11 protein-coding genes are annotated in these 24,037 nt (G+C 40.9%); 1 reads left to right on the plus strand and 10 read right to left on the minus strand.

What is annotated here, in order from left to right; genetic code table 11:
• Positions 1–345: 345 nt before the first annotated feature.
• Positions 346–1,536 carry an amino acid aminotransferase gene (locus tag GKR71_RS06005; RefSeq protein WP_154634051.1) on the plus strand — a complete coding sequence of 397 codons (1,191 nt, stop codon included), beginning with the start codon at positions 346–348 and terminating at the stop codon, positions 1,534–1,536.
• Positions 1,537–1,610: 74 nt separating this feature from the next.
• Here GKR71_RS06005 and GKR71_RS06010 read toward each other — a convergent pair whose 3' ends face one another.
• The 10 genes from GKR71_RS06010 to cmoM all read right to left on the minus strand — a co-directional run bounded on the left by GKR71_RS06010 (position 1,611) and on the right by cmoM (position 23,879).
• Positions 1,611–9,110, minus strand: a complete 7,500-nt coding sequence (locus tag GKR71_RS06010; protein ID WP_154634052.1) for a C80 family cysteine peptidase — start codon at positions 9,108–9,110, stop codon at positions 1,611–1,613.
• Positions 9,061–11,832 (minus strand): anthrax toxin-like adenylyl cyclase domain-containing protein, encoded by a 2,772-nt coding sequence (locus tag GKR71_RS06015; RefSeq protein ID WP_154634053.1) that lies wholly within the window; start codon positions 11,830–11,832, stop codon positions 9,061–9,063. Before GKR71_RS06015 ends, GKR71_RS06010 begins: the two co-directional genes overlap by 50 nt.
• A gap of 212 nt (positions 11,833–12,044) precedes the next feature.
• Positions 12,045–12,692, minus strand: coding sequence for an MBL fold metallo-hydrolase (locus GKR71_RS06020; RefSeq protein ID WP_036951731.1), 648 nt, complete (start codon positions 12,690–12,692; stop codon positions 12,045–12,047).
• A 39-nt stretch (positions 12,693–12,731) separates the two neighbouring features.
• A complete protein-coding gene (locus GKR71_RS06025; RefSeq protein WP_036951733.1) occupies positions 12,732–13,280 on the minus strand; it encodes a YcbK family protein in 549 nt (182 codons plus the stop codon).
• Positions 13,281–13,594: 314 nt separating this feature from the next.
• Complete coding sequence (ldtD, locus tag GKR71_RS06030; RefSeq protein ID WP_036951735.1) at positions 13,595–15,322, minus strand: L,D-transpeptidase; 1,728 nt, start codon at positions 15,320–15,322, stop codon at positions 13,595–13,597.
• Positions 15,323–15,690: 368 nt separating this feature from the next.
• A complete protein-coding gene (gene aphA / locus GKR71_RS06035; protein WP_036951738.1) occupies positions 15,691–16,404 on the minus strand; it encodes an acid phosphatase AphA in 714 nt (237 codons plus the stop codon).
• A gap of 219 nt (positions 16,405–16,623) precedes the next feature.
• A complete protein-coding gene (gene mukB / locus GKR71_RS06040) occupies positions 16,624–21,063 on the minus strand; it encodes a chromosome partition protein MukB (RefSeq protein ID WP_154634054.1) in 4,440 nt (1,479 codons plus the stop codon).
• A complete protein-coding gene (gene mukE / locus GKR71_RS06045; RefSeq protein WP_036951742.1) occupies positions 21,060–21,788 on the minus strand; it encodes a chromosome partition protein MukE in 729 nt (242 codons plus the stop codon). Before mukE ends, mukB begins: the two co-directional genes overlap by 4 nt.
• A complete protein-coding gene (gene mukF / locus GKR71_RS06050) occupies positions 21,769–23,094 on the minus strand; it encodes a chromosome partition protein MukF (protein ID WP_036951744.1) in 1,326 nt (441 codons plus the stop codon). The genes mukE and mukF overlap by 20 nt, the downstream gene beginning before the upstream one ends.
• Complete coding sequence (gene cmoM, locus GKR71_RS06055; protein WP_036951748.1) at positions 23,091–23,879, minus strand: tRNA uridine 5-oxyacetic acid(34) methyltransferase CmoM; 789 nt, start codon at positions 23,877–23,879, stop codon at positions 23,091–23,093. The genes mukF and cmoM overlap by 4 nt, the downstream gene beginning before the upstream one ends.
• Between the last annotated feature and the right edge of the window lie 158 nt (positions 23,880–24,037).

The raw sequence follows: 24,037 nt of genomic DNA on the forward strand, positions 1-24,037 counted from the left end.
TTAGTTTACCAATTCTAATTATCAGTTAACTGATAATCTGAAAACAGTAAATCATGTTTTTGAAAGCAGCGCTCCGGCGCTGCTTTTTTTATTGCAGGTGTTTTATATTCCCCATTATCGAATCTGATAACCGTCTTATTTGTTAATAATCCCACTAATTAGATTAACTCACTGGTCTATACTCAATTTTTGGTTAAATTTGATGTAATGGCTATCTAGCTCACAAGATCACACCAATTTTTAGTAAAACAATTGGCAAAAACCCTCTTCCAAGTTACTCTGATAGCTCGACATTTTCCGTTGTACCTCTTTTCAGCTAAACCACAGAGTTTTGGAATCGACAATATGTTTGAGAAAATCATTTCTGCCCCAGCTGACCCTATCCTCGGTCTTGCTGATAGTTTCCGTGCTGATCCTCGCGATAACAAAATCAACCTCGGTATCGGTGTCTACAAAGACGAATCAGGTAAAACCCCTGTTCTAGACACCGTCAAAAAAGCAGAGAAATTCCTGCTAGACAACGAGAATACCAAAAACTACCTCGCGATTAGCGGAATGCCGGAGTTTGGTCGTGTCACTCAAACGCTGCTGTTTGGTGCTAACCATGAAATCATCAGCTCACAACGTGCTCGTACGGCGCAAGCGCCAGGTGGTACAGGTGCCCTGCGTATCGCAGCCGATTTCATTGCTAAACAAACTAACGCAAAGCGTGTTTGGATCAGCAACCCAACGTGGCCTAACCATAAGAATATTTTCGAAGCAGCTGGTTTAGAAGTGCTGACTTACAATTACTACGATGCAGCCAACCACAGTATGGACTTTGCTGGCATGCTAAACAGCCTGTCATCTGCGGTTGCTGGTGATGTGATTGTTCTCCATGGCTGCTGCCATAACCCAACTGGTATTGACCCAACGCCAGAGCAATGGACTCAACTGGCTGCTCTGTGTGCTGAAAAAGGGTTATTACCTGTATTCGACTTCGCTTACCAAGGTTTTGCGAAAGGTTTAGATGAAGATGCAGAAGGCTTACGCATTTTCACCAAAAACAACCCAGAAATGATTGTTGCCAGCTCATTCTCGAAAAACTTCGGTCTGTACAATGAGCGTGTGGGTGCTTGCACCATCATCGCCAAAGATAGCGATAACGCAGAGCGCGCATTTAGCCAAGCGAAAGCGGTTATTCGTGCTAACTACTCCAACCCACCAGCACACGGTGCGGCGGTGGTTACCACTATCCTGTCTGATGAAACATTAAAAGCTGAGTGGATCCAAGAACTGACCTCAATGCGCGAACGTATTAAACGTATGCGTCAACTGCTGGTTAAAACATTGGAAGAGAAAGGCGCTAAACAAGACTTTAGCTTCATCATCAACCAAAATGGGATGTTCTCCTTCAGTGGGCTAACTAAAGAGCAGGTAGAGCGTCTACGTAGCGAATTTGGTATCTACGCAGTAAGTTCTGGCCGCATCAACGTGGCTGGCTTAACACTGGAAAACATGGTTCCGCTGTGTGATGCTATTGTAAAAGTGCTTTAAGATTCAATTTGGAATCTGATGAATTGCAAAACACCCCTTAATGGGGTGTTTTTTTGTTTTTACATCAATAGGAATTACAGAACGTTAAGAAAATACTCCGTTGTCGACACCGCGCCCCAATGAGGCACTGGCGAATTCTTTTTAGATTGATTTTCCAAATTGCTTTCATGCTCAATCCGCTGCTCTGCAAGCAGTTGAACCAAACGATCAATCTTTAAATCCACATTCGGTTGTGAAAGTTTTGGATGATTATTCATGTGAATCACCTGCATCACATTAGCCATCGAACCTTGGTGATTATTATGGCGTAGTGTGACCGTTCTTCCGCTGTATGACTGATAGGTTGTCTCCACAATAGTAGGAGATACTTCCTGATAACGGATAGCATCTATCTTAAAGTCAATCAGAGCCACTTGATTACGCCCTTCAAAATCATGAATGGCCACATTTCCTTGCCCATGACCACTCACAATGTAGAGATCATCGCCTTTCTCGCCGGAAAGCTTGTCATTGCCAGTTAACGAAATCAGAACATCCCGCCCCATACCTTTTGCCAGTAAAGTATCATCACCTTCCCCACCATACAGAACGTTCTCACCATCAAAGCAAATCAGTTTATCATTCCCATTCCCACCCTTGATCACGCGCCCTTGGGAGGATTCATCAACAATTTCATCATCGCCATCTAACGTATCTATCAAAAAGTGTTCGCTAGGTGTTTTTATTAAGATGGCATCATTTCCTGTGGTTTGTTTCAATGGTTTAGCCATTCCCTTTAATGTTTCAGCTAATTCACTCACTGGCTTCCAGGTTGCTAATCGACCAGACTGTTTAGCTAAATCCTGTTGAGCGGATAAGTAGTCTACTAATGGTGTCATTCCATTTTTTGCCGAAGAGAAATATTCCGCATCTAATTGCTCATAGTGATGCACAGTAACACTAGCGTTGCTGCCATCGGTTGGCGGTTTGATTTTGACGATTTTTCCCGCTTGAGAAACATAAAGGTGATACTGTATTTCCCCTGAGGCATCCTTAATCACTTGTGGTTTAAAGTTAATTAGATGGATGTGGTTATCACCGAGATTGTCTTCTAAATAAACAGTACCAGAATGGTTTCCATCAATAACATAGTGGTCATTCCCCGCCTCCCCCATTAAGGTGTCATTTCCTTGACTTGACAACAATAAGTCATCGCCTTCACCACCACTCAAAAAATTGTCTCCGGCGCCACCATATAACACATTATTACCATCAATAGCTTTGATATTGTCATCCCCTTCACCACCTATCAGTATGTAACTGGCTAGGCTTCTATTGATAATAATGTCATCGCCATCTTTCCCATCAATGATATGCCGCTCAGACAGATAGCCTACTGGTAAAATAATTTCATCGGCACTGTCACTACTCTTAGAAACAGGTTTCAGTGGCATAAGGCTCTGAGTCTGCAAATCTAATGAAAACATATTGCTGTTTCTATCCTGAATCAAAATAACATCGGTCAATTTGTCATCAACATTGACGAAATTAATCGCTAATTGCCGCTGACCGAATTTATCCTTGCTATATAGCGTTAACCCCTCCATTGACAATGCATACCCATTATCGGTAGGCAGAAGTAAGATGACTTTATCATCTGCCGTAAATTGCCCATTAACCGATGCAAAATCAAAGGTGATTGTCGAACGCTCATCTTCCGCATGTACGATTTGATAGGTATCTATTCCGCGGCTGGCATGAATGTAACTTCCAGAACTAATCAGTGATAATAGATTGTTCTTATCATCCCCCTGATACACCAAATTCTCCGCTCGCCCAACTGGCGTAAACCATCCCCAACTTGGAGCTATATGATGGCGATTTTGGTTGATGGTAATGGCGTTTAACGTTTCATCAATTTTGACTGATTTACCATCCGAACTTGTGAGTTGGTCATTTTCTTGAATATAGCTAATATTGAAGAATTGAGTCGGCATCCCTTCATCTAACACTTTGATCTGGCTGGTCATCACAAAACCATCTTTCGTATGTAACCGATAAGTATGGTTGGCTTTTTGTTGACCTTGGCTCACCGTAGTCACGTTATTCAAGACAATCGTTACCGAACTCTCAACATTGCTGTAAGTAAAATCATCCACCTTGGAGCTAGGCAGCGAAATGACGAGATACAAGTTATTATCTTGAAGATAGACCTGTTTTATTTCATTCAGTGAATACGCTAGGCTAACAATGCTTTGAGATTGGCTGGACTCATCAATAACCACTTTTACGTGATACTGTTGATGGTTATGTTGGTAGATTGGGTTAAGCGTCGTTTTTGTTTTGACTGCTTTTAGTTTCCTATCCCAATAACGGTTCGTCAGATAAAGGTTATCCACATCCGTCGTCCAATCAAAACGTCGGATATGGTAACTATCATCGCCCTGACCACCCACTGCCGTTCCTTGGGTTAAAATCAGTTTATCGTTACCACCTTCCCCAATAAGTAAATCTTTACCCAATCCACCATCAAGAATATTAGCCATATCATTGCCACGTAACCGGTCATTGCTATTTCCTTTGATGAGGATATTCTCGATACTTTGTAAATGGGCAACCGAAATAAATTGATGTGTAAACTGATGTTTATAGTGCAAACTATTTAACGCTAAATTGGCATGGACATCGTAACCTTCAGGTAAGCCATCGACCACGACAGTGTCTTGTCCTTGCTGACCATCTAGGTACTTTGTTGGTTTATTATCATCACGGGAACGAAGTGACGTTAAACTACTGTCCCGAATATAAAACAGGTCGTCTTTATTTCCCCCCGCAAAATATTTCTCCCCAGAAAGAACTTGGAAGGCATTTTTTTGTTCTTGATGGCCGATAAGCAAGTCATTGCCATTCCCTGTATTCCAACTCGTTCCTCGGCTATGCGGGTTCTTAAGATAAAGGCTAATACCTTTTTTATCATTAACTAAATGCTCACTTTCTAGTCGCTCATTTTCTTGCAATATCTGCTGCCCTAATACACCAAACTCCCTTTTTTTTGAATAGAAGCTCAACTGCTCAGGGTTCGATTTATCTAATTGATCTTTTAACGATAATGTAACGTCACCATTTGATATACGATGACGAGTTTGAAATTCATCAAGTAGTGGATTATTGTAGGCGGAATTTAAATAATAGCGTTCGTGGGTTGGCACACTCCCTGTACGCTTTTGGTCTATAACCTCTTTAGCTTTTTTACGCGGACTAAAATTTTTCCTCAGATCCCATCCGTGATTAGCATAAAATTTTCTTAAATTTCGATACCATGTAGTATCTCTTATCACCTGATTCGCCAAAATAAAATCGACTTCCTCCTCAGTGAACGATGGAGCACCTTTTTGTGTATAACGTAATCCCCACGTATGCATACCATAATATCCTTCTTCTAGGGTTCCGTAAAAATGGTTACCATAACGATCAATTAGATAATATCGGCGTTCTTTTTCATAAGTGGGTTTCTCTATAACCGTCAAATGATGATCAAAACCGGCTTGTAAAATACCGTTTCTAAACTGTGCAAGATCCATTTGCCACTCTTGTTCTTTAAATGCATTGATATATAACTGGGTACTCATTTCTTGTTGGCTACGTAACGTGGGCTCTAGCCCTAGCGCCCCACGAATCCCTTCTTCTAATTCACGATCCCAATCAATATCAATCACTGCTTTAATATTTTCGACAGCACGAACACCGTTATAGATCCAGCCACCAACAAGTAAGATCCCCCCAACGACTAATCCCGCCACAGGGACAGTGGAAGCGCCTACGAGTACAGCAATAACCGTGACACCATTCACCACCGCACTAACAATCGAAAATGACGCATTAACAATTAAATCTTGGCGCTGCTTAGGATCAGTTACACTATCTAACTTAGAAAGATTATCGTAGGCTTGATAAGCATCGATACCCATCCCAACTAAATTGAAAATAACGACAACACCTGCCGCGACCCTTGCCCTAACTAAAGAAGTCGTACCTTTATTTGAAGCAACATTTAACATTAATGGCTGTATTATCATGTCGCCATAATTAAAAAAAGCAGAGCCACAAAGTAAATACAGCTGCTTCTCTAACTCTTTAGCTTGTTCAGCAGTGATATCTGGGTTATCCAATCTATTTAAAATTGAATAAGCCCCAATGAGGCTCTGGATAACCCCGGCCCCCCCCATGCTTTGCCCAAAGCGATTAGCAATCCGGCGAAATAACGGTAATTGCATACCTACCTGCCGAAGTTTTTTTAATGTAGGTGATGAAATAGCCTCTTGTTGAATATCTACATCATTTGCTAAATATTTAAATTGTTTTTTAAGCAATCCAGACTCAGTAAAGTTTGCATCACGTTTCACCAATTGATAAATATCCTCTGAACTTAATTGTTCATAAAATATCTTTATAAACGCAATATCATCTTTATTCCCGTCCATTAACGTAAAATACATCACCAATTTTTCAGGTGAAAAGCGTATATTCTTATGCAGATTAGGTAATGCCATATCTCCATGAGAAATAGGCTTTCCATCTATTGTCGCGCCAAGATGCTGTAATTTAGAAAATGCTATTTTTTCTCCATTTAATTCAACCCAACGATTTTGGGTCGAATTAAACTCCGCCTGTTCCATAATTAACGTTCGCTGATTTAGCGGTTCAGATAGCGCCTCTTTCAATTCACTATCTTCAAGATTGATAAATTGCAGATCGGCTCTAAAATCGCCATCGCTAGTTAACTGAAATCCTGCCGAAGCTCCCCGAGAAATAGATTGTCCATCAGCAAGTTCTATCGTTTGATTAAAATAGTTTTTTAAATGTTGTTTAAATTGATGCTTTGCTGTCTGAAGAGAGGCATTTTCACTGGTAAATTGGATGCCTTGAGGGTCAAATAAACTAAATTCATAAACACCATTGCGTTTCACGTAAATAACGGTATAGCTCGTCATTTTTCCTTTCAAGAATACAATCCCATTTACCGAGTCAGCCTTAGTGGAAAATAGTGTTGAGATTGATTGATCAGCAATCGTGACCCCACTATTTTTAACTCGCGTATTTATATCCTGCTCATATTGCTGTATTTTATCCAGCAATACCTCACCAGAGTCCGTTAAAATACCTTGTTGTTTAGCCCATTCAAGTTGTGCTTTTTGCTCTAAGAAATTTCTCGCGGCATAACTGTCTGTCAGATGATATTCAATGGCATATACAGCACCTAAAGTTTGGTCGATAGATTGAGCCGGCTTATCTGAGCGAATTATTCCATGATTAATTAAACCGCTATGATATCCCGCCTCCATCTGGTTTTGATAATTCAATAACTGATTATATTGTTTCAAACGTTGAGTTTGGCTATTTTCATAAGCATCTAATGCCTCTGAAAATGAAAGCCCTTTCAGGGACGCGTTTTCCCCATCAAAATGATTATCACTAATCTGGCTAAGCCCCTCTAATTTATCACTAAAAAGCATAAATTTATTATGGTCAGTAACCAAATCTAATATTTTTCCTTTATCAATCCCATCACCTGCAGGAAATAGAGATTTAAGTAACTCAATTGAGTGGTCACTCAGATTATTTAATACCGACAAATCATTTTTAATGGCTAACAGCAACCTTTGCATTTTTATTGCTTGTCGCGGGTGAGACAATTGCAGGTCCGGCTCAGTACTCTCCGATAACCATGAACGTAGCTGAGTTTTATCTTTGTTCAGCGATTGGTTATATTCTGCATTGACGAACGGGTCGTGAAGTGCAATTTTGAATTTTCGTTGGTCAAAATTCCCGTGCTCATTCGTAAAATCGTCTGCTAAATAAGGATGGTCTGTCAAACGGATCGCGTTGAGATCCTGTTCTCCTAGTGCTACTTTTTCAAACAACGCTTGAATTTTTTGCCCTTTTGTTGTGGATGACGCTCCTCGCTCATGAGTAAATTTCGACAACACCTTAGTCTCGAACCCATGCTGTTTTAACGTCGCTTCAAGCTCAGAAGTAAAGCTGCGATGTTCCGCAGCCTCGGTGATCATCCCCTTACTCATGGAGTGATATAGAATATGGTCTGGTGCCGCGAATGGGTATTTTTGTTTAACCGCAACTAGTCCTGAAACCAAGTTTATATTTGATGTACGTAAGGTTTCACCATCACCTATCAGCAGCCAATCCACCTTTTTTTGGCTCTCTACTAATGAGGCAATCGAAGCCTCACCGTATTCAATAGTCCATTTTTTCGCCTCTGCATCCATTTGAAAAATCAGCGTATTATATGGATTTTTCGCTGCCCAACTTTCTGCAAGTTGGCGACCTTTTCCATCACCAGTAAGGCGGATAATGACCGTTAAATTTGAGTCTGTGACAGTCGATGTCGGGCTGGATAGTTTTTGTATACGTGTTTTATCAACCATTTTCCATAATGGGATAGACGTCATTCCTTCTTGATTTAGTTTTTTCGTAAAATCACGATAGAAATTATCGGGTAATTCCCCACCCATTTTTTTTAACTCGCCGACAAATAATCGGTAAGCTTCAGGGTTATAAATCACTTTCTTCAAGAGATTGAGATCTAAATTTCGCGTCTCAGGATCCCTAAATGCAGAGAAATGGTCAGGTTCGGTATAGTCGTTTAATTGGCTTATGGATAATTCGCCACGGCGCACTTCATTGATAAAAAACAGTGTGCTCGATTGCCGATTGACACGAATTTGCTGTGTTTCAGGGTGATATTGATAAACAAACTTATAGCCATCGGTACTCGTGGATTCATTAGGATCACCCGTTGGCGCAATAAATTTTGTTCCTAGATAATCATTATTAATATTCCGATTATAAGCCGTTACTGGCATATGCATATTATGTTCGGCAAATAGGCTGACAGCTTTCATCGCAAAGTTTTCATTAACGCCTCCACGACTTAAATTACATCCTAGCATCACCAATTTATCGGGATTATGAGTATTTGATATTTGGCGCTTTAAATACCGCAGGCCATCAACATACTGCTGCGCAGATTTCCCTACATACGTTGTCGGCTGATGCTGGCCGTAATATTTACCGTGTCCCACCGTGATCCAACGTACTTTTCCTGTTTTTAGCCGTTCGACATCCCCTTGCAACACTTTGTATTGCTTGGTTTGTATATCAAATTGCACCACCATTGAATCATCGGGGTGTTTAGAAAATGCGTACGCCGTCGACCATGCAGAGATATCATCCCCTCCAAGCTGAATAATCACATTGTAATCATACTTCGTCGGCTTTACGGAACTGATCATTTCCGTATTTTGTTTTTTAGCCTCTTGATATCGCGACATAGGATCCTGCCACTGATCAATTGAGTCGGTTGTCGGAGATCGCTCCCCGGCGAGGAACTCAGAATGATTCTGCGTCATATGCTGAAGATAAATATCATCAAATCCTGTATCTAATTGAGCGACGGGTTTGCCGAGTTGTCGCTCCATTTCATTATCGTAGTGCTGACGCTGTTGGTGAATTGCCGCAACATCCACATTAAGCTCGAATTGATTGGCTAAGCTTTTTTTTCCGCGCCAACTCAGCACGCCCTTCAATAAAGCTGCTTGATATTTTTTTTTGGGGATCAAAATATTGCTTAAGATCCCCTATACTCCATTTTTTATTTAATGGAACACGATAACCTTGGTTGATTAGTAGCTGCTGAAAATTTGATAGTTCTTTTACATTATAAATAATAATGGCGCCAAAGGCGTTCATCGGAAAATAGATGGATATCGCTTCGAAGAAACCTGTTAAGGCATTTCGTATCTTTAATTTTTTAGGTGGGAAAAACGTAATCGGAAAGTTTTCTTTCATGACACTTGCCGGGTTTGCATCATCCGCACCATGGTGAATTAACTCCATACCATCTGTGCGGCCAAGCTCCTTGTTTAGCTTATTTTTGATCTCTTTAATTCTGTTATTAGTGATGCCATTGTCCCTACCTTCATACTTATTATATTCCGCTTCATTGGTATATAACGCTTTCTGACGTGGAGTTAGCTCATCATAATTCACACTGGCTTTCCATTCTGCCCAAGTTGGCATTTCACTCACTTTGACATAGTGTTCCAGCTCTGAAATTGGGAAAATAATACTGAATAAATCATAATCTGCGGTCATGGCTTTCCCCGTTTTAGGGTCACCAACAACATAAAGTGGTTTAATTTCACCATTATCTTGATAATATACTTGCCAAGTATCCACTCCATCTCGAGTTAATTTTTTCAATATAAAATGGAATTCACTTCCATCAAGAACAGAAGTAACCTGAATATCGCCATTTTTATTTATAGTCGTTGGTGATGAAATGGTTTTATATTGTTGGAGTTCGTTAATACGCTCAGATGTTATTTCCAATATCACCGAAACACCCTTGCCTTCCGCCAGCGAATCTTGGACATAACTATTATATTTTTTGCTTTCTGCCCGTCCTGATGATTTAGCAAATCTCTGTTCGACAGGTATAAATCCTGAGTGAGGTCCCCAATCTGCACTCTTTCCTTTTATCGCCAGCCCTTTACTACTATAGTGACCGGATTGCATCAATGAACTCGATTTCTCATCTACCGGACGAAAGCCAATAATAATATTCTCTCTATCTGCTACTAGTGAAAAAGCTTTTTGGTGCTCAATGGGTATCCCGATATTTTTATTTTTTTCCGGCGTTGATAACGGTTCAAGTTTTAAGTTGATATTCGCGTAATTATGACTACTGGCATGAAGACTTGGTGCGGAAGTTACTACATTTTTTAATTTAATCACATCAAAGTTACTGCTAACGGAATACACTTTGCTTTCGTTTTGAGAAATAACGATATCACCTGATATTTTAGATAACGTTTCCAGATTATCATTTATTCGTGTTTTCAATTCTGCCACATCGAGTATATCAGTGAAGATAAAATATTTTTTCCCGTTTAAATCCGCTTTAATTTTAACAAATTCATTCTCTAAGAAAAATTCTTGATATATCAACTTATTTTTTTTATTGTTATCGAGATAAACAGTTTCTTTCCCTTCAGCTAAAAGCAAGCTTTCTGTCAGCTTAATATTCTCAATATTAAGATTTTTTAAAGGTGCTCTTTGAAATTCATTTTTATAAAATGATGAGTAACCGATACCAAAATCACCGTTTTCCTTTCTTAAAAAACCGTAATAATCTGCCTGTTTATCAACAAAGTCGATAATAAATGCCTTGAAGCTTGCTTCGTCATAGTATTTAAAAATACCATAATTAGGATCAAAGAAATTGTAATCCCATGATTGCGTTTTCTGGTTGTAATTTACTACCAATGCCATGGAATGATTTACAGCCTTAAATTCAAACAATAATATTTCTTGACTTTTATTCGTATGGCTAGAAATTTTATGAATAAATTCACTGAGGTTAATTTCGCTACGATAGCTCTCCCTACCGTTATAATTATGATTATCTAAATCTAATGAAACTCCGTTTTTCCTATTGTTTTCTTTTTGAATTTTATAGTTATCAAAATCAAGACTCTTTAAGATCATCTCTTGAGAAAAATTCGCATCGTTAATATCAAAGTTTTTCGCTATTTCATTTTTCCGGCTAGAAAATCGTTCATGAAACTGCTTGAACCAAGGGTCTTGGGCCAATGGATTATTACGTTTCTCAATCTGGCTAAATTCGATTTCCAACGCATCGTAAAATTGATGTAATTTTATTTTTTGAAGCTCTTTAAGATTATCTGCATACTGTTGCTTATTTTTATTTTTTTCACGATATTTTTTATATGATTCGATACCTTCATCAATCGAATGACTCATATATTCCAGAAAAGACTTCCCTTCAATTGGCGTAACATACCGATACGATAAATTTGCATGAATAACGGATGAATCAGTTTCGATTCTATGAGTATATATCACATCTTTTAAATACTCATTGAATAGTACACTTGCGTGCATTTTTAATGATTTAGCTCTGACTTTATCATAAGCATTTTTATATTCTGTTTTATCATCGATAATATTTATTAATTCATTTAACTTATTAAGATAATCGTTCCCTTGGCCTATTGAACTATAAGATAAGAACTCATTTGAAAACCCATAACAGTAGCCATCTGACATGGAATAATCCACACCATCCCATGTCACCATTTTTTTTAAGTGACTCAACCTACTTTGCGATTTTTCGCCTCTGAAAAAATTCGCGATTTTCCCTTTGTTATCAAACTCTTTTAAATTAATTAATAACGTTTCTTGTGAAAATCTCAACTCAATATTTGGCTTTGGCATTTATACCTCATTGTTAAAATCAATATATTCTTTAAATTAATAAATAAGCAACTGATTACCTATTTATTAAAAAATACCAAAGATAATTAACAGAATAAAACCGAAGAAATATAATTAGGATATAGTTTATTTTTTTATAAATGAGTTTTAAATTTTTATACAAAAAAGCCCCAATTAAGAGGCTTTTATAGGAGGTTTTTATTCAAACATCATTACCAAACCGGTAATTCATCTTGTAAGAAAGGATTAGAAATACGCTCATACCCTAATGTGGACATAGGACCATGCCCTGGAATAAAGTGATAATCATCACCAAGAGGTAGCAATTTATTTTTAATCGATGCGATAAGATCTTGATGGTTTCCGCGCGGGAAATCGCTGCGCCCGACACCACCTTTAAATAACACATCGCCCATGGAGATGAGTTTGTCAGCATGGTTCACAAAAACAATGTGACCGGGTGTATGGCCAGGGCAATGCAGCACATCAAATTGAATATTTCCACACGTGATGCTATCCCCCTCTTCTAACCAATGATCTGGTGTGAAATCAGGGCAATCACCAATATAAAACATCGCATTTTGCTCAGCGAGATTTTCAATCCAGAAAGCATCTTCTTTCTGCGGACCATAAATCGGTACACCGAAATGTTTTGCAAGGGGGGCTGAGGCGCCAATATGGTCAGAATGACCGTGGGTCAGTAAGATTTTTGTTAATGTTAATCCGCGGCTTTCAATGGCGGCAATCAGCTTTTCAGCCTCACCACCAGGATCAACAATCACTGCATTCATTGAGGTTTCATCCCAGATAACCTGACAGTTTTGCATAAACGGGGTTACTGGGATAATAGTATATTTCATCGAACAATCACTCCATAATCTGTGTCACCTATGCACAGATTACCATGTTCTCACTGGACCTGTATCGATATGAATGAAATTGCTTTTCGGATAATAGCCCACACCGCCAGCACTCATTTTTAACGCCGCTTTACGGATGTTACTTAGCTGCAAGCCTTCAATATGGAAATCCATCGCTTGCCCACGGGTATGGTAGCTTTGTTTAGCCACACCAGAGCTCTTACGACGCAATGCATTATTCGTTTCTAATGAACGGTAACCTGAAATCAGCTGAACTGGCTTATTGGTTCCCATCATCATTTGCAGTAAATAAATTTGGTCAAATAATTTAGGATCAATGGTTTTCACTTTATCGCAGCGATAATCACGGAAAAGGTGATTTAAGCGAGCTAATTCAGATTTATTATAACGGCGACCATCGAAAAATTCGGTCTTTAAAAACTCACCTGTATTTAAGTTTTGAAAACGTAAAATTCTTGGGCGAGGTGTACTCATTGCAGCAAGTACATGATTAGGTAATAGTCCCAGACCGATTGCGGCAGCACCAATTCCCAACCACTTTCTGCGGTTTTGATCAATCATATCCATAGGTGATAACTCAGGTGTTAATTATTCAGTAAATATACATTTCAACTTCATCAGTCTAGCAAAGGATATTTAGCTTTAATGTATAATTATGTAAAGAATTGCGTAAATTAAGGAAAATCCATCACTTTTATGCAAAAAGGTGAGTGAAATCACTTATAACATGCCGATTAAGACGACTTTAATTCCTTACTGCGTATGATATGTAAACACAATGCATTCAATATATAAATATATTAAAACGGAATTGTTAGGAAGATTTAGGAATTAATGCAGGAAATAGCATCGAGGAGCCTAAGCCCCTCGAGTAATAGTCACTATTTTAAAATTACTTTGATTGCAGGCAGATATTTTTCTGCATTACCAATACTGCCATCATATTGATAAATATCAGCCCGGTATTGCGGTTGGTCATCTTTATCAACCCACGCAGTTTGATAGTAAAGGTACACAGGAATACGGTCAGGAATATTCACATAACGTGTTGAACCTTCTTTTAATGCCCCATCAATGCGAGTCTGAGCCCAACCTGCGTCACCTAATAATATCGTCGCTAGCTCACTAGCCTTATTTACACGAACACAGCCTGAACTAATTGCTCTGGCATTTTTATTAAACAAACTATGGTTCGGTGTATCATGCAAATAAATCGCATCTGAGCTTGGCATATTAAACTTATAACGCCCTAAAGAGTTACTTGAGCCTGGTGCTTGACGAATGCGATAAGGGAAATTCGCTGGAGTAATATTTTCCCAGTCGATTGTATAAGGGTCGATTTCATAAGCATCTTGCCCCCAACCTGAATAAACCGTATAGCCTTTGCGGCTAAAGTAGCTTGGATCCATTTTACCTTTCGGCGCAATATCCTTGCGCGCCAAACTGGTTGGCACACTCCAAGGTGGGTTAATCACCACATTATTCAGTGCGCTGCTCATAATTGGCGTTTTACGATCTGCACGCCCAACAATCACTTTCGAATCCAAAATGATGTCGTTATTCAGATAAAAATCCAATGTGTACGCAGGAATATTCACCAAGATTCCTGTACCACTACTTTCCGGCACAATCCGTAAACGCTGAATATTCAGTGCCATCAGCCCCGCTTTTTGTTTTGGCTGCATATTGAGCCAAACACGCGTGCCTTTACCAATCACACCGTCAGCTTCTAAACCATATTGAAGCTGAAATTTTTTCACTGCATCCACTAAGTCATCACTATACACACGGGCATTGGCGGTGACTTTATTGATCTCTTCTGGCGGTGCGGATGCATCAACGGCTTCACCAACCGCAGAGGCTTCCAATAATCCATCTCGCACTAAAATCTCACGGAGCGTAATGACATCATCACTGGCTTGACCCGGTTTTAATGCCTTTGTACTTGTAATTTCTAACGTATCTTCCGGCAATGCGAGCTGTTTTAGCATCTCTTTGCGCATCGGCTGATACATCGCGTGTTTCGGTGCTTGAGCCTTCACCCACTCACCCAGGCGATGTTCAGATTCAGCCTCTAACCACGGTTTCATTTGTGCCGCAGTTGGTGCGATAATTTTATAAGGACGGCTGGTGTATAACCAATATTGTCCCGTTGACTCAACAGAAGAAAGATATTGTAAATACCCCAACATAGCGTCGGATAAAATAGCATCACGCCCCATTTCGCTCAGCTGGCTATTTTCCAATGAAACTAACCATTCGCTAAATTGAGGTTGGAAACCCGCTAAGGCAAGCTCCGCTAATTGCTGTTGAAACTGGCTAATTGCCGTTTCATCTTGCCATAACAATTGCATTTGCCTGTCTGCATAAATTTTTGCCAACTGGTCCGCAAACACCAATTTTGTTTCTACAGGCAAAGATGCGTTAAGCTTTTCCAAGCTCTCTTTTGCCGTGACTTTACTCACCTCTTCAGCAACAACTGATTGAGGTTGTTGAATTTCCATACTGTTTTGCTGCGTATTTTCTGCTGCGGAAAATGCAGGGAACTGCATCGCCATCAGCCCACATAATACTGAGATCTGCAGAGCTTTCACTCTTCTCTTTGCCATACATCCACCTTAAAGTTACTACATGGATAACATTATTTTTTTATTATAGTGACACTATTTGATTATATTTAACTCTGAGAAGAATGTTATAGGAATTGACTAATTTTGTCTTTATTGATGAAAAAAGTTATTGAGGTAGGCTATCTGAAATGAGCACTATTTATAAAAACAGCATGAGAAATAGAATTGTTTGCATTTTCCACCAAAACTAAACGATATAACATATCAAATATTGACGTCTTTTATTCTCTCAATAGAATTAATTTAATATAAGTTATATTAAATCGCTGGAATATGTCATCAATAAATAAACACTATTTTGTTAGTTAAAGGCGAATAATCACCTTTAACTAACTTTTTATCGAATATTAATATTCGGAATTGATAACAACTTCCTCACCAAAGCGACCTGCTTTTGGCAACGGTTGGTAAGAGGAGTTTGAAGCTCGGAGAATACGAATCCCACGAATATCTAACTCATGAGCCGCAGCAATATCCGCATCAGCATCACCATAATAGATAGTTAATTTATGGTCACGCATCCAGCTTACTTTATTATTTTTACCGGGTTCATCACCAGCGAAAATGACTGAATTCATTTTATCTGCAGGAATTCTTAAGCCTTCTTGCACATATTGAGTCACAGTTTCAGTTTTAGTCTGTGTACGACCTGTAATAAAGTAAACTTTATCACCGCGTTCTAAGTGCATTTTAACTAAATCGATGCCCACTTGTTTTGGCATACTGAATTTATCCCACTCATTATTCATTTTTTCCCAGAATTGAGGGTTTTTCAGGTAGCTAAAATCATTTGGGGAGAATTCAAGTTTTCCACGGTAAAAACCTGGGCTTGAGAATAAAACGGTGTCATCAATATCAAAACCCACCGCCATTGGTGCTTTACCTTCTAAACTCTGTTTAATTTGCTCAACAGAGACCCAATGAACCGGTTGTTGTGCCGCTAATTCCGCAACTGTCACTCCAGTACTGACTGTTTCTGGCATTGGAATTTTGGCTTGAGATGTTGCCGTAAAACTCAGCGCTAATACAATTGCACTTAGCGTTAGTGTGATTTTCTTCATGTTCGATCCTTATAATAGTTTTATTTCGTGATTAACTACTCACGGACTGCAATGATAAAAGTTTTCATTACATAAAAATGAGATTCAAATCTCATTGCGGTCATCTATTAATGATTTAAAGGGAAATGAAGATAATAAAAATAAAGAAATTAAAAATGCAAAGATAATAAAAAACCGACACAGTTTCCTATGTCGGTTTTATTATCTACAAAAAATCAATTATTGAGGTAATGCTTGTGGAGCCGGATTATCCTGACCAAAACCTTTTAACCCAACAACGTGAACGTGTTCCGTATTACCAGTCACTTTACGTACCAGTTTATAGGTGGTTCCTTTCTCCGGGCTAATGTTTTCCGGCGCAGCGATAATAAGCTGCATTTCCAGTCTGTCACATAACTCAAATAACGTGGCGATAGACTTCGCATCCAAACGCGCCGCTTCATCCAAGAACAGTAAGCGACATGGAATGATATCTTTCGCACGCAGTCGGCGGGCTTCTTCTTCCCAGCTCTGGACGACCATTACTAAGATAGACATCCCCGTACCGATCGCTTCACCCGTTGATAACGCCCCACTTTCTGCTTTTAACCAACCATCAGAGCCGCGGTTAACTTCAACTTCTAACTCTAAGTAGTTACGGTAATCTAACAGTTCTTCACCAATGGTTTGCGGCAGGCGTTGCCCCATATCCATCTGTGGGTTCAGGCGTTGATACAGTTTCGCCATCGCTTCAGAGAAGGTTAAACGTTGGCTAGTAAACAGGTCTTGGTGCAATTCGCTCTCTTCGGATAGCACGCTCAACAATAAGGCATGGCTTTCACGAATATTCACATTCAATCTAACCCCTTTAACCTGACCAAATGCCACCGCTTGTAGGCCTTGGTTCAGCATACGAATACGGTTTTGCTCACGCTGGATAGTTTTACGAATGATATTCGCCACACTCTTCGAGCTAATTGCCAGTTTTTGCTCACGGGCAGTTAACTCTTCGGTCAGACGCGCTAACTCAATTTCCATCTGTTCAATCGCATCGATTGGGTCATCAGTACGAATAATATCTTGGCGAATGCGCTCACGCAGATGTTGGTACACTGCGATAAAGAACTGAATTTTACGCTCAGGATGTTTAGGATCTTCAGACATGCGCAACACATCACGCAGATGTTCGTTATCCGCCACCGCTAAACGCAGCGCTCCTAACGCTTTATCCGACATCGAACGTAAACTATCACCATCGGTATAAGCCAATTCGCGACGATGCAGACGACGCTCAACGCCATTATCTTTCACCAAGCGCATCACCGCACACCAGCCCGCTTTCGCCATCACGACTTGCTCACGGATTTGGTAATAATCTTTTTCCAGCTTACGCAGACGTTTTTGCAGGTTATCCATTTCCGCTTCACATAACGTCAGTTGTTTTTCTAACTGGTTGATGCGGCTACGGTTTGCCATAACAGATTGATGTAATTCATCACGGCGAATGCTGGCACGCTCTTGTGCATCTGAGTCCGCTTTCACGCCCATTTCTTGCATTTCTGCTTCAAGTTCTTTCAACATTTCTTGCTTGGTGTCGAATGAACTGCGCAGCGATGCCAAAACTTGATGATATTGCGTGCTTTGTGCTTGTTGCTGGCGTAATAGCTCACGGGCACGAGTTCTATCGGCTTCCGCATGCTCTAAACGCTGGCGCAATTTTTCATTCAAGTCCGCATTTTCGTTGACCATCCCCGTCGAATCACTGTAGCTAAAGTGCGCGCGACGCTGTGCCACTTCCACCAAGGCAAAGGCTTGTTGCTTCGCATTTTGCTGGGTATGTTTCGCCAATTCATAATCTTTACGCAGTTGATCATGTTGCTCAGGATCACTGAGTAATACCGTCACAATCGGCTCTAACTTCGCCAGATTGTTACCGTGCTTATTGATGAAATGTGCCGCTTCTTCAGCTTCTGAAAGCTCCTCTCGGATCTCTTCAACGCGATCCACCAGCGTTTCATCCATCAACAAATTCACTTGCGGCAATAAACGGTTTAATGCCAGTAGGTTTTCTTTGCCTTGAGCGAACTGTTGGCGTTGTTGCTGGGTCTGTTCTTCAAATTGGTTCAGTCCACGCTCTAATTCAGTACGTTTTTGATTTAATGTACGAATTTCAGCTTCAGGATCCGCTTCAAACGCCACTGAAATATGCTGACCGATAAAACGGCTAAATGCTTGGTGAGCACGCTGAATTTTTTGCACGTCAAACGACAAGGTCGCATAACGCTCAGCCAATTCATCACGCTCAGCACTCAGTGACTCTAAATGACTTTCACGGGCAGCACGACCAAATAGCGGTAACTCTGGGTAGCGAGAATAGCGCCATTGACGCTCCGATGAACGGACTAATACAGCATTTTCAAACTCTTGGGCATCAAAAACGCTATCATCAAATGAAGATGGATCCCCTTCGATAAAGTACACATCATCAGGGCAATCTTGTAAATTTTCTAGCTGCTCGCGAACCACAGCCAAATCTTGTACCACAATACCGTGACGCGCTGGGCCGTACAATGCAGAGAAATACGCCGCATCTTCAATGGTAATATCATCGTAGATTTCAGATAACAGTACGCCATTAAAGCGCTCTGCCAGTGCCAGCATGCGACCATCTTCGGCACCACTTGGCTGGCTTAAACGTTCGATTTGCTTATCAAGGTCACGGCGCTGCGCTGCGACTTCATCACGTTCAACCGTAATTTCCCTTTCTTGCTCAAGAAGTTGCTGCATAAATTCAGTCACTTCAGTGCTATTTTCGAAAGTTTCACCCGATTGTTCATTGAGTTGAGTCAGTGCTTCTTGCGCCATAATCCACGCAGGCGCTTTAGCGGAAAGCTGGCTGATACGCTGGCGAATTTGCTCCAACTCTTGGCGCATTTGCATGCGTTTTTCGCCGCTCTCATTAACACCAGTACTTAACTCTTCTTGCAGAATTTCTAACTCTGCCATCAAGGCATCAAGCTCATCCGGCTCAACACTTTGGCCATAACGTTTACAGAATTCGCTCAGTAATTTTTCTGCATTACGCTGGCTGTCTAAACGCTGTTGCAGTTCAGATAATTGCATACGCAGCGGCTGAACACGCTCTGCTAAATGTTGTTGCGATGACCAGTCGCGCAGTAATGAACGCGCTTGCGTGTATGCATCCCCACGGCTCACATCACCTAACATGGTTTTCACCAGTTGATACGCTTGCTCAAACTGGCTATGCGCCGCATCCGCAACGCTCATTTTTTGTTCTAATGCGAGTAAGGCTTCTGTGGCTTGCTGCTCTTTGGCTTCAAAGGTTTCCAGCCATTCATCGATGTTTTCAATGGTAAGATCAGGTAGCTGGCAGAGTTCGCGAGCACGGTTTAAGGCATGAAGTGCTTGTTGATATTGAATCGCACGAGTTTGCTGTACATCAAGCGCTTGCTGGTAATCTGCCAGCTGGTTTTTCAGCTCATCCACTTCAATTTCAGCCGCTTGAGCACGGGCATCAAGTTCTTCGTGTTTCTCTGTGGCTTCTGCGACGACTTCGCTCTGTTCTTCAAGACGATAAGTGAGCTCTTCAATATCAGCTTGGTAGCGGTCAATTTTTTCTTGATGACGTAATGCCGCTTGCACCAGATTTAAGTGGTCACTTGCCGCTTGGTAGTCCGCTTCGATTTCCGTTGATGCTTCGTTTTGTTCATTTAATTCACGCGCCATTTCCACACTACGAACTTGCTCAACGCGTAGTTGTTTACGGTTGCTATACAGTTCGTTTCGGGCAGCTAAAGCCGCATCTAGGTGAATTCGACGCTCATTTGAGTGGCGCATATAGTCCGCAGATACATAGTCTGTGGCTTCGCTGATCAAATGTTTGAATAAATCACGGTCAGATTGTGTTACGCGGATGGCTTCCAGTGTTAAACGGTTTTCACGTAATGCCGCTTCCATATCTTGGAATGCTTTACGTACACCGCTGTTTTCCGGTAATAAATAATCACGTAGTGAACGAGTGATTGCACTGGAAATCCCGCCATATAAGGAAGCTTCAATCAAACGGTAATATTTACTACGATCGCCCGCTGAACGCAGGCGTTTTGGCAGTACACCTAATTCAAATAATATTGAGTGGTAGTCCGTGATCGAATTAAATTGCTTAAATTGGATGCCTTCTTGTTTTTCTACACGCTCTTTCAGATCATTCAACGGAATAACCTTAGCTTGGCGCCCTTCAAACACTTCCGTTAATACTTCCGTTGGCACAGTGGCTAATGGCACGCCTTGGATCATAAACGGTTTGATATCGACTTTTTTATCGCGTCCTGCTACTTGCTGTAAGCGAACACCGACCATAACTCGTTGATGTTTAGAGTTTAACACATCCAGTACGGCATAACAGACACCAGGACGCAGCTTTCCGTGTAGACCTTTATCACGGGAACCCGAGGTGGCTCCTGCTTCTGTGGTATTACGGAAATGCAGTAATGTTAAGTCAGGGATCATGGCGGTAATAAAGGCCGCCATGGTGGTGGATTTACCCGCACCATTTCCCCCAGACAGGGTGGTAACTAATTCATCAAGGTCAAAAGTACGAGCAAAAAAGCCGTTCCAGTTCACCAGCGTCAGTGAGCGAAATTTTCCGCGTTCAATCATTCTTGTTCATCCTCTTCACTGTCAGCCAGATCTTGACTCTCATCCGTTTCGTCTTCATCGCTGTCTCTTAGCGACAATTCCCCTTCAAGAGAGACCGCTTCACCATCACGGATCATGCGTAATTGTGCTTCTTGAGGATTATCGCCACTACGTACATCCGCACCAAAGCGGAATACAGACTCATTAATAATAAATTTGCTGGAGTCATTTTGCAGGAAATAGACCATACCTAAACGGCGTAAACGGTTTAAGGAGGTTCTCAGTTTTTCCTGTAATTTTTGTTTATCAAGGTCTGAACCTGTGGAGCGTTGGTTAACAAATTTCAGTAATTTGCTTTCGTCGGCCAGCGACAATAATTCTTCAAACAGCTCTTGAGAGGTAAAGACCCCTTGGTTGGTTAGACGCTCAGGACTCAAATAGAGGTAGCACAGAATTTTACCCACCATCATGTCCAGTTCAGACAAAACAGAACGGGGAATTAAAGTGCTTGAGCGAGGACGCAAATAGAAAAAGCCTTCTGGCGCCCGGATCAGTTCAACATTATAACGAGCATAAAATTGCTCTAACGATTCCTGAAAATCCATTAAAAATGCATGATTATCAAGATCATCAATACTAATATGGCGACCAGCACGCAGTTGGCTGTCCAGCTCAGGAAAAATAGGGTTAGCTAGTGCTTGAGCCAGTTTAACTGGCATAAATTGTTCAATATTTGTCGATGACATGTGCCTGTACCTTGGCTCCGTGATCATTAATAGCGCGCCATTCTGCCGGTAATCCCGCCAGATCAGCCTCTGCGATACCTAGTTTTACAGCCTGATCGATAATAATACGCGCAACATCAAAATGGCGTTTCTGCGGGTATTGCGTCAGATAACTCTGTAATACGTGACTGACATCCAGCGGTTTGTTATCCGTTTTATAGAACGCAAGTTGCGCTTCGATTAACGCCGCTAATTGGTCATTAAGTTCACTGAACTCTTCAAATTCCAGATCAGGTGGGAGTTCCCCCATCACTTCTTGATCATGAAGTGCCAGCTCCTCATCACGCATATCAAAAAGCCTATCCGCATTGGCATAGGTGAGTGCCCAAGGGCTATCGAGGTACTGCTGTACAGATTGACGTAAACGTTGAGAAAATATACGGTTTTTATCCATATCAATCGCTGTACGGATAAATTTGTGAACATGTCGGTCGTAACCAATCCATAAATCAATGGATTGCTGCCCCCAGCTCACAATACGGTCTAGCTTGTTTTGCAAATCAAAGATTAGTCGGTCGACCATTTCCGAGAACTGCGGCGCATTCATATTCGCTTCTTGAATACGCAGTAAGTTTGCCTGTAGCTTATCGCCAGCTGCTTCTAACGTGTCTTGCAATTCTCTTAATGTACCGGACGTTTCAGAAAGTAGCTGTTCACAGTTGGCAATCGCTGCCTGCCAGTCTTGGTTTAAAAGTGCAGCAATATCATCTTTAACGCTGTTTTGTTGCTCGTCCATAATTCGCTGTGACAGGTCAATACTGTCAAAAATTTCAGCGACTGAATATTTTAATGGCGCAAAAACATGGCGGTGCCAATAAAATTCATCACCACCTTCTTCGGCTGATTCCGCTGCACGTTGTAGCTCTCCCGCGACAATCGATAACTGCATCGACAATCTTAATGTCGAAAATTCGCGTTGACGAATATAGTAATCACTAATGCCAATGCCGAGTGGCGTTAGGCGATAAATCGCATTTCCTTCGACAATGTCGCTGGCAAAGCGGTTAAATATTTTTTGGCGAACCATGTCGTTGATGGCGTTGTTCGCTCTGACAGCCAGTGATTCGGTGGTTTGTTCGAAGCCTTTGCACACTTCTCGAAACGCATCCACCAGCTCCCCTTCACTCATTTCACCGTTCACCCGCTCACTGTTAAGTACTGCGACGGCCAGCAAAAATGCTAGGCGCTCTGCGGGTAGGGAAATCGCAAAATCATTTTTTCGTGCCCAAGACACGAGTTCAGGGACGGTCTGGGAAAAATCACTCATAAATCGTCCTTTTGGGTTTGTTTGCGTGCCATGACATGAATATATCGCCCCATGCTAATATAGGGTTCTTCACGACAATATTGTTGCTCAAGCGCCAATAACGCTGGAAAGTCTTTTTGTTGTAATTGTCTACTTTGCAAATAATCATGGAACACTCTGACGCCACTTTTGCCTAAAATATCCATACCACAACCAATAAGCCACTCATCAACCTGTTGAGGAAAAAGCGGGTTCTGTGGCGATAATGAACGTTTGCGACGACGCTGGATATGAGGAGTTGCGAGATGAAAATTACCTAAAATTGCATTACGCATCACCAAGCCATTTGCATTATAGAACATGACAGAAAATATGCCTTCCGGCCTGATAATCTCTGCCAGTTGCTCTAATGCATATTTCTGGTCGCTAATCCATTCAAGTACCGCATGAAACAAGACAAAATCAACTGGTTCATCAAGGTGTTGAGCAATATCTTGAACTGCGCAGTGAACAAAGCTGATATTCTCGCTAATTCCTTGTTCATCAGCAAGCACCGATGCCCGTTCTAACATTTCTTCGGATAAATCGCAAAGAATAACCTGATGACCCATTGCAGCTAATTGACGAGAAAAATGACCTTCTCCGCCGCCTGCATCTAATATACGTAATGTTTGACCTTGAAAACGCGTTTCCAGTAACTGGGTCAGATCTTGCCAAACTACCGCTTCGCGAATTTTTCCTTTTGTCGTTCCATAAATATTTTTTGCAAATTTATCGACAATATCATCAAAGTTGCGGTCTGCCATCTGCGTTCCAATTACCTATCATGAGTTATTTACAGCATATCAAAACCAAGAATTATAACAGATAATCTAGCTGTTTTTGCATAGTACTTTATTTTGTATCCGATTTATTTTACATGGCATTTTATTGCTGATGCAGCTACATTTGACCCTATTGGCTT

Source organism: Providencia sp. wls1922, assembly GCF_009706505.1.
Lineage (GTDB): Bacteria > Pseudomonadota > Gammaproteobacteria > Enterobacterales > Enterobacteriaceae > Providencia > Providencia lanzhouensis.

Coding starts and splice junctions, on each gene's coding strand:
- GKR71_RS06005 (WP_154634051.1), top strand. CDS start 346: ATGTTTGAGAAAATCATTTCTGCCCCAGCTGACCCTATCCTCGGTCTT.
- GKR71_RS06015 (WP_154634053.1), bottom strand. CDS start 11,832: ATGCCAAAGCCAAATATTGAGTTGAGATTTTCACAAGAAACGTTATTA.
- GKR71_RS06020 (WP_036951731.1), bottom strand. CDS start 12,692: ATGAAATATACTATTATCCCAGTAACCCCGTTTATGCAAAACTGTCAG.
- GKR71_RS06025 (WP_036951733.1), bottom strand. CDS start 13,280: ATGGATATGATTGATCAAAACCGCAGAAAGTGGTTGGGAATTGGTGCT.
- ldtD (WP_036951735.1), bottom strand. CDS start 15,322: ATGGCAAAGAGAAGAGTGAAAGCTCTGCAGATCTCAGTATTATGTGGG.
- cmoM (WP_036951748.1), bottom strand. CDS start 23,879: ATGGCAGACCGCAACTTTGATGATATTGTCGATAAATTTGCAAAAAAT.
- mukE (WP_036951742.1), bottom strand. CDS start 21,788: ATGTCATCGACAAATATTGAACAATTTATGCCAGTTAAACTGGCTCAA.
- mukF (WP_036951744.1), bottom strand. CDS start 23,094: ATGAGTGATTTTTCCCAGACCGTCCCTGAACTCGTGTCTTGGGCACGA.
- mukB (WP_154634054.1), bottom strand. CDS start 21,063: ATGATTGAACGCGGAAAATTTCGCTCACTGACGCTGGTGAACTGGAAC.
- aphA (WP_036951738.1), bottom strand. CDS start 16,404: ATGAAGAAAATCACACTAACGCTAAGTGCAATTGTATTAGCGCTGAGT.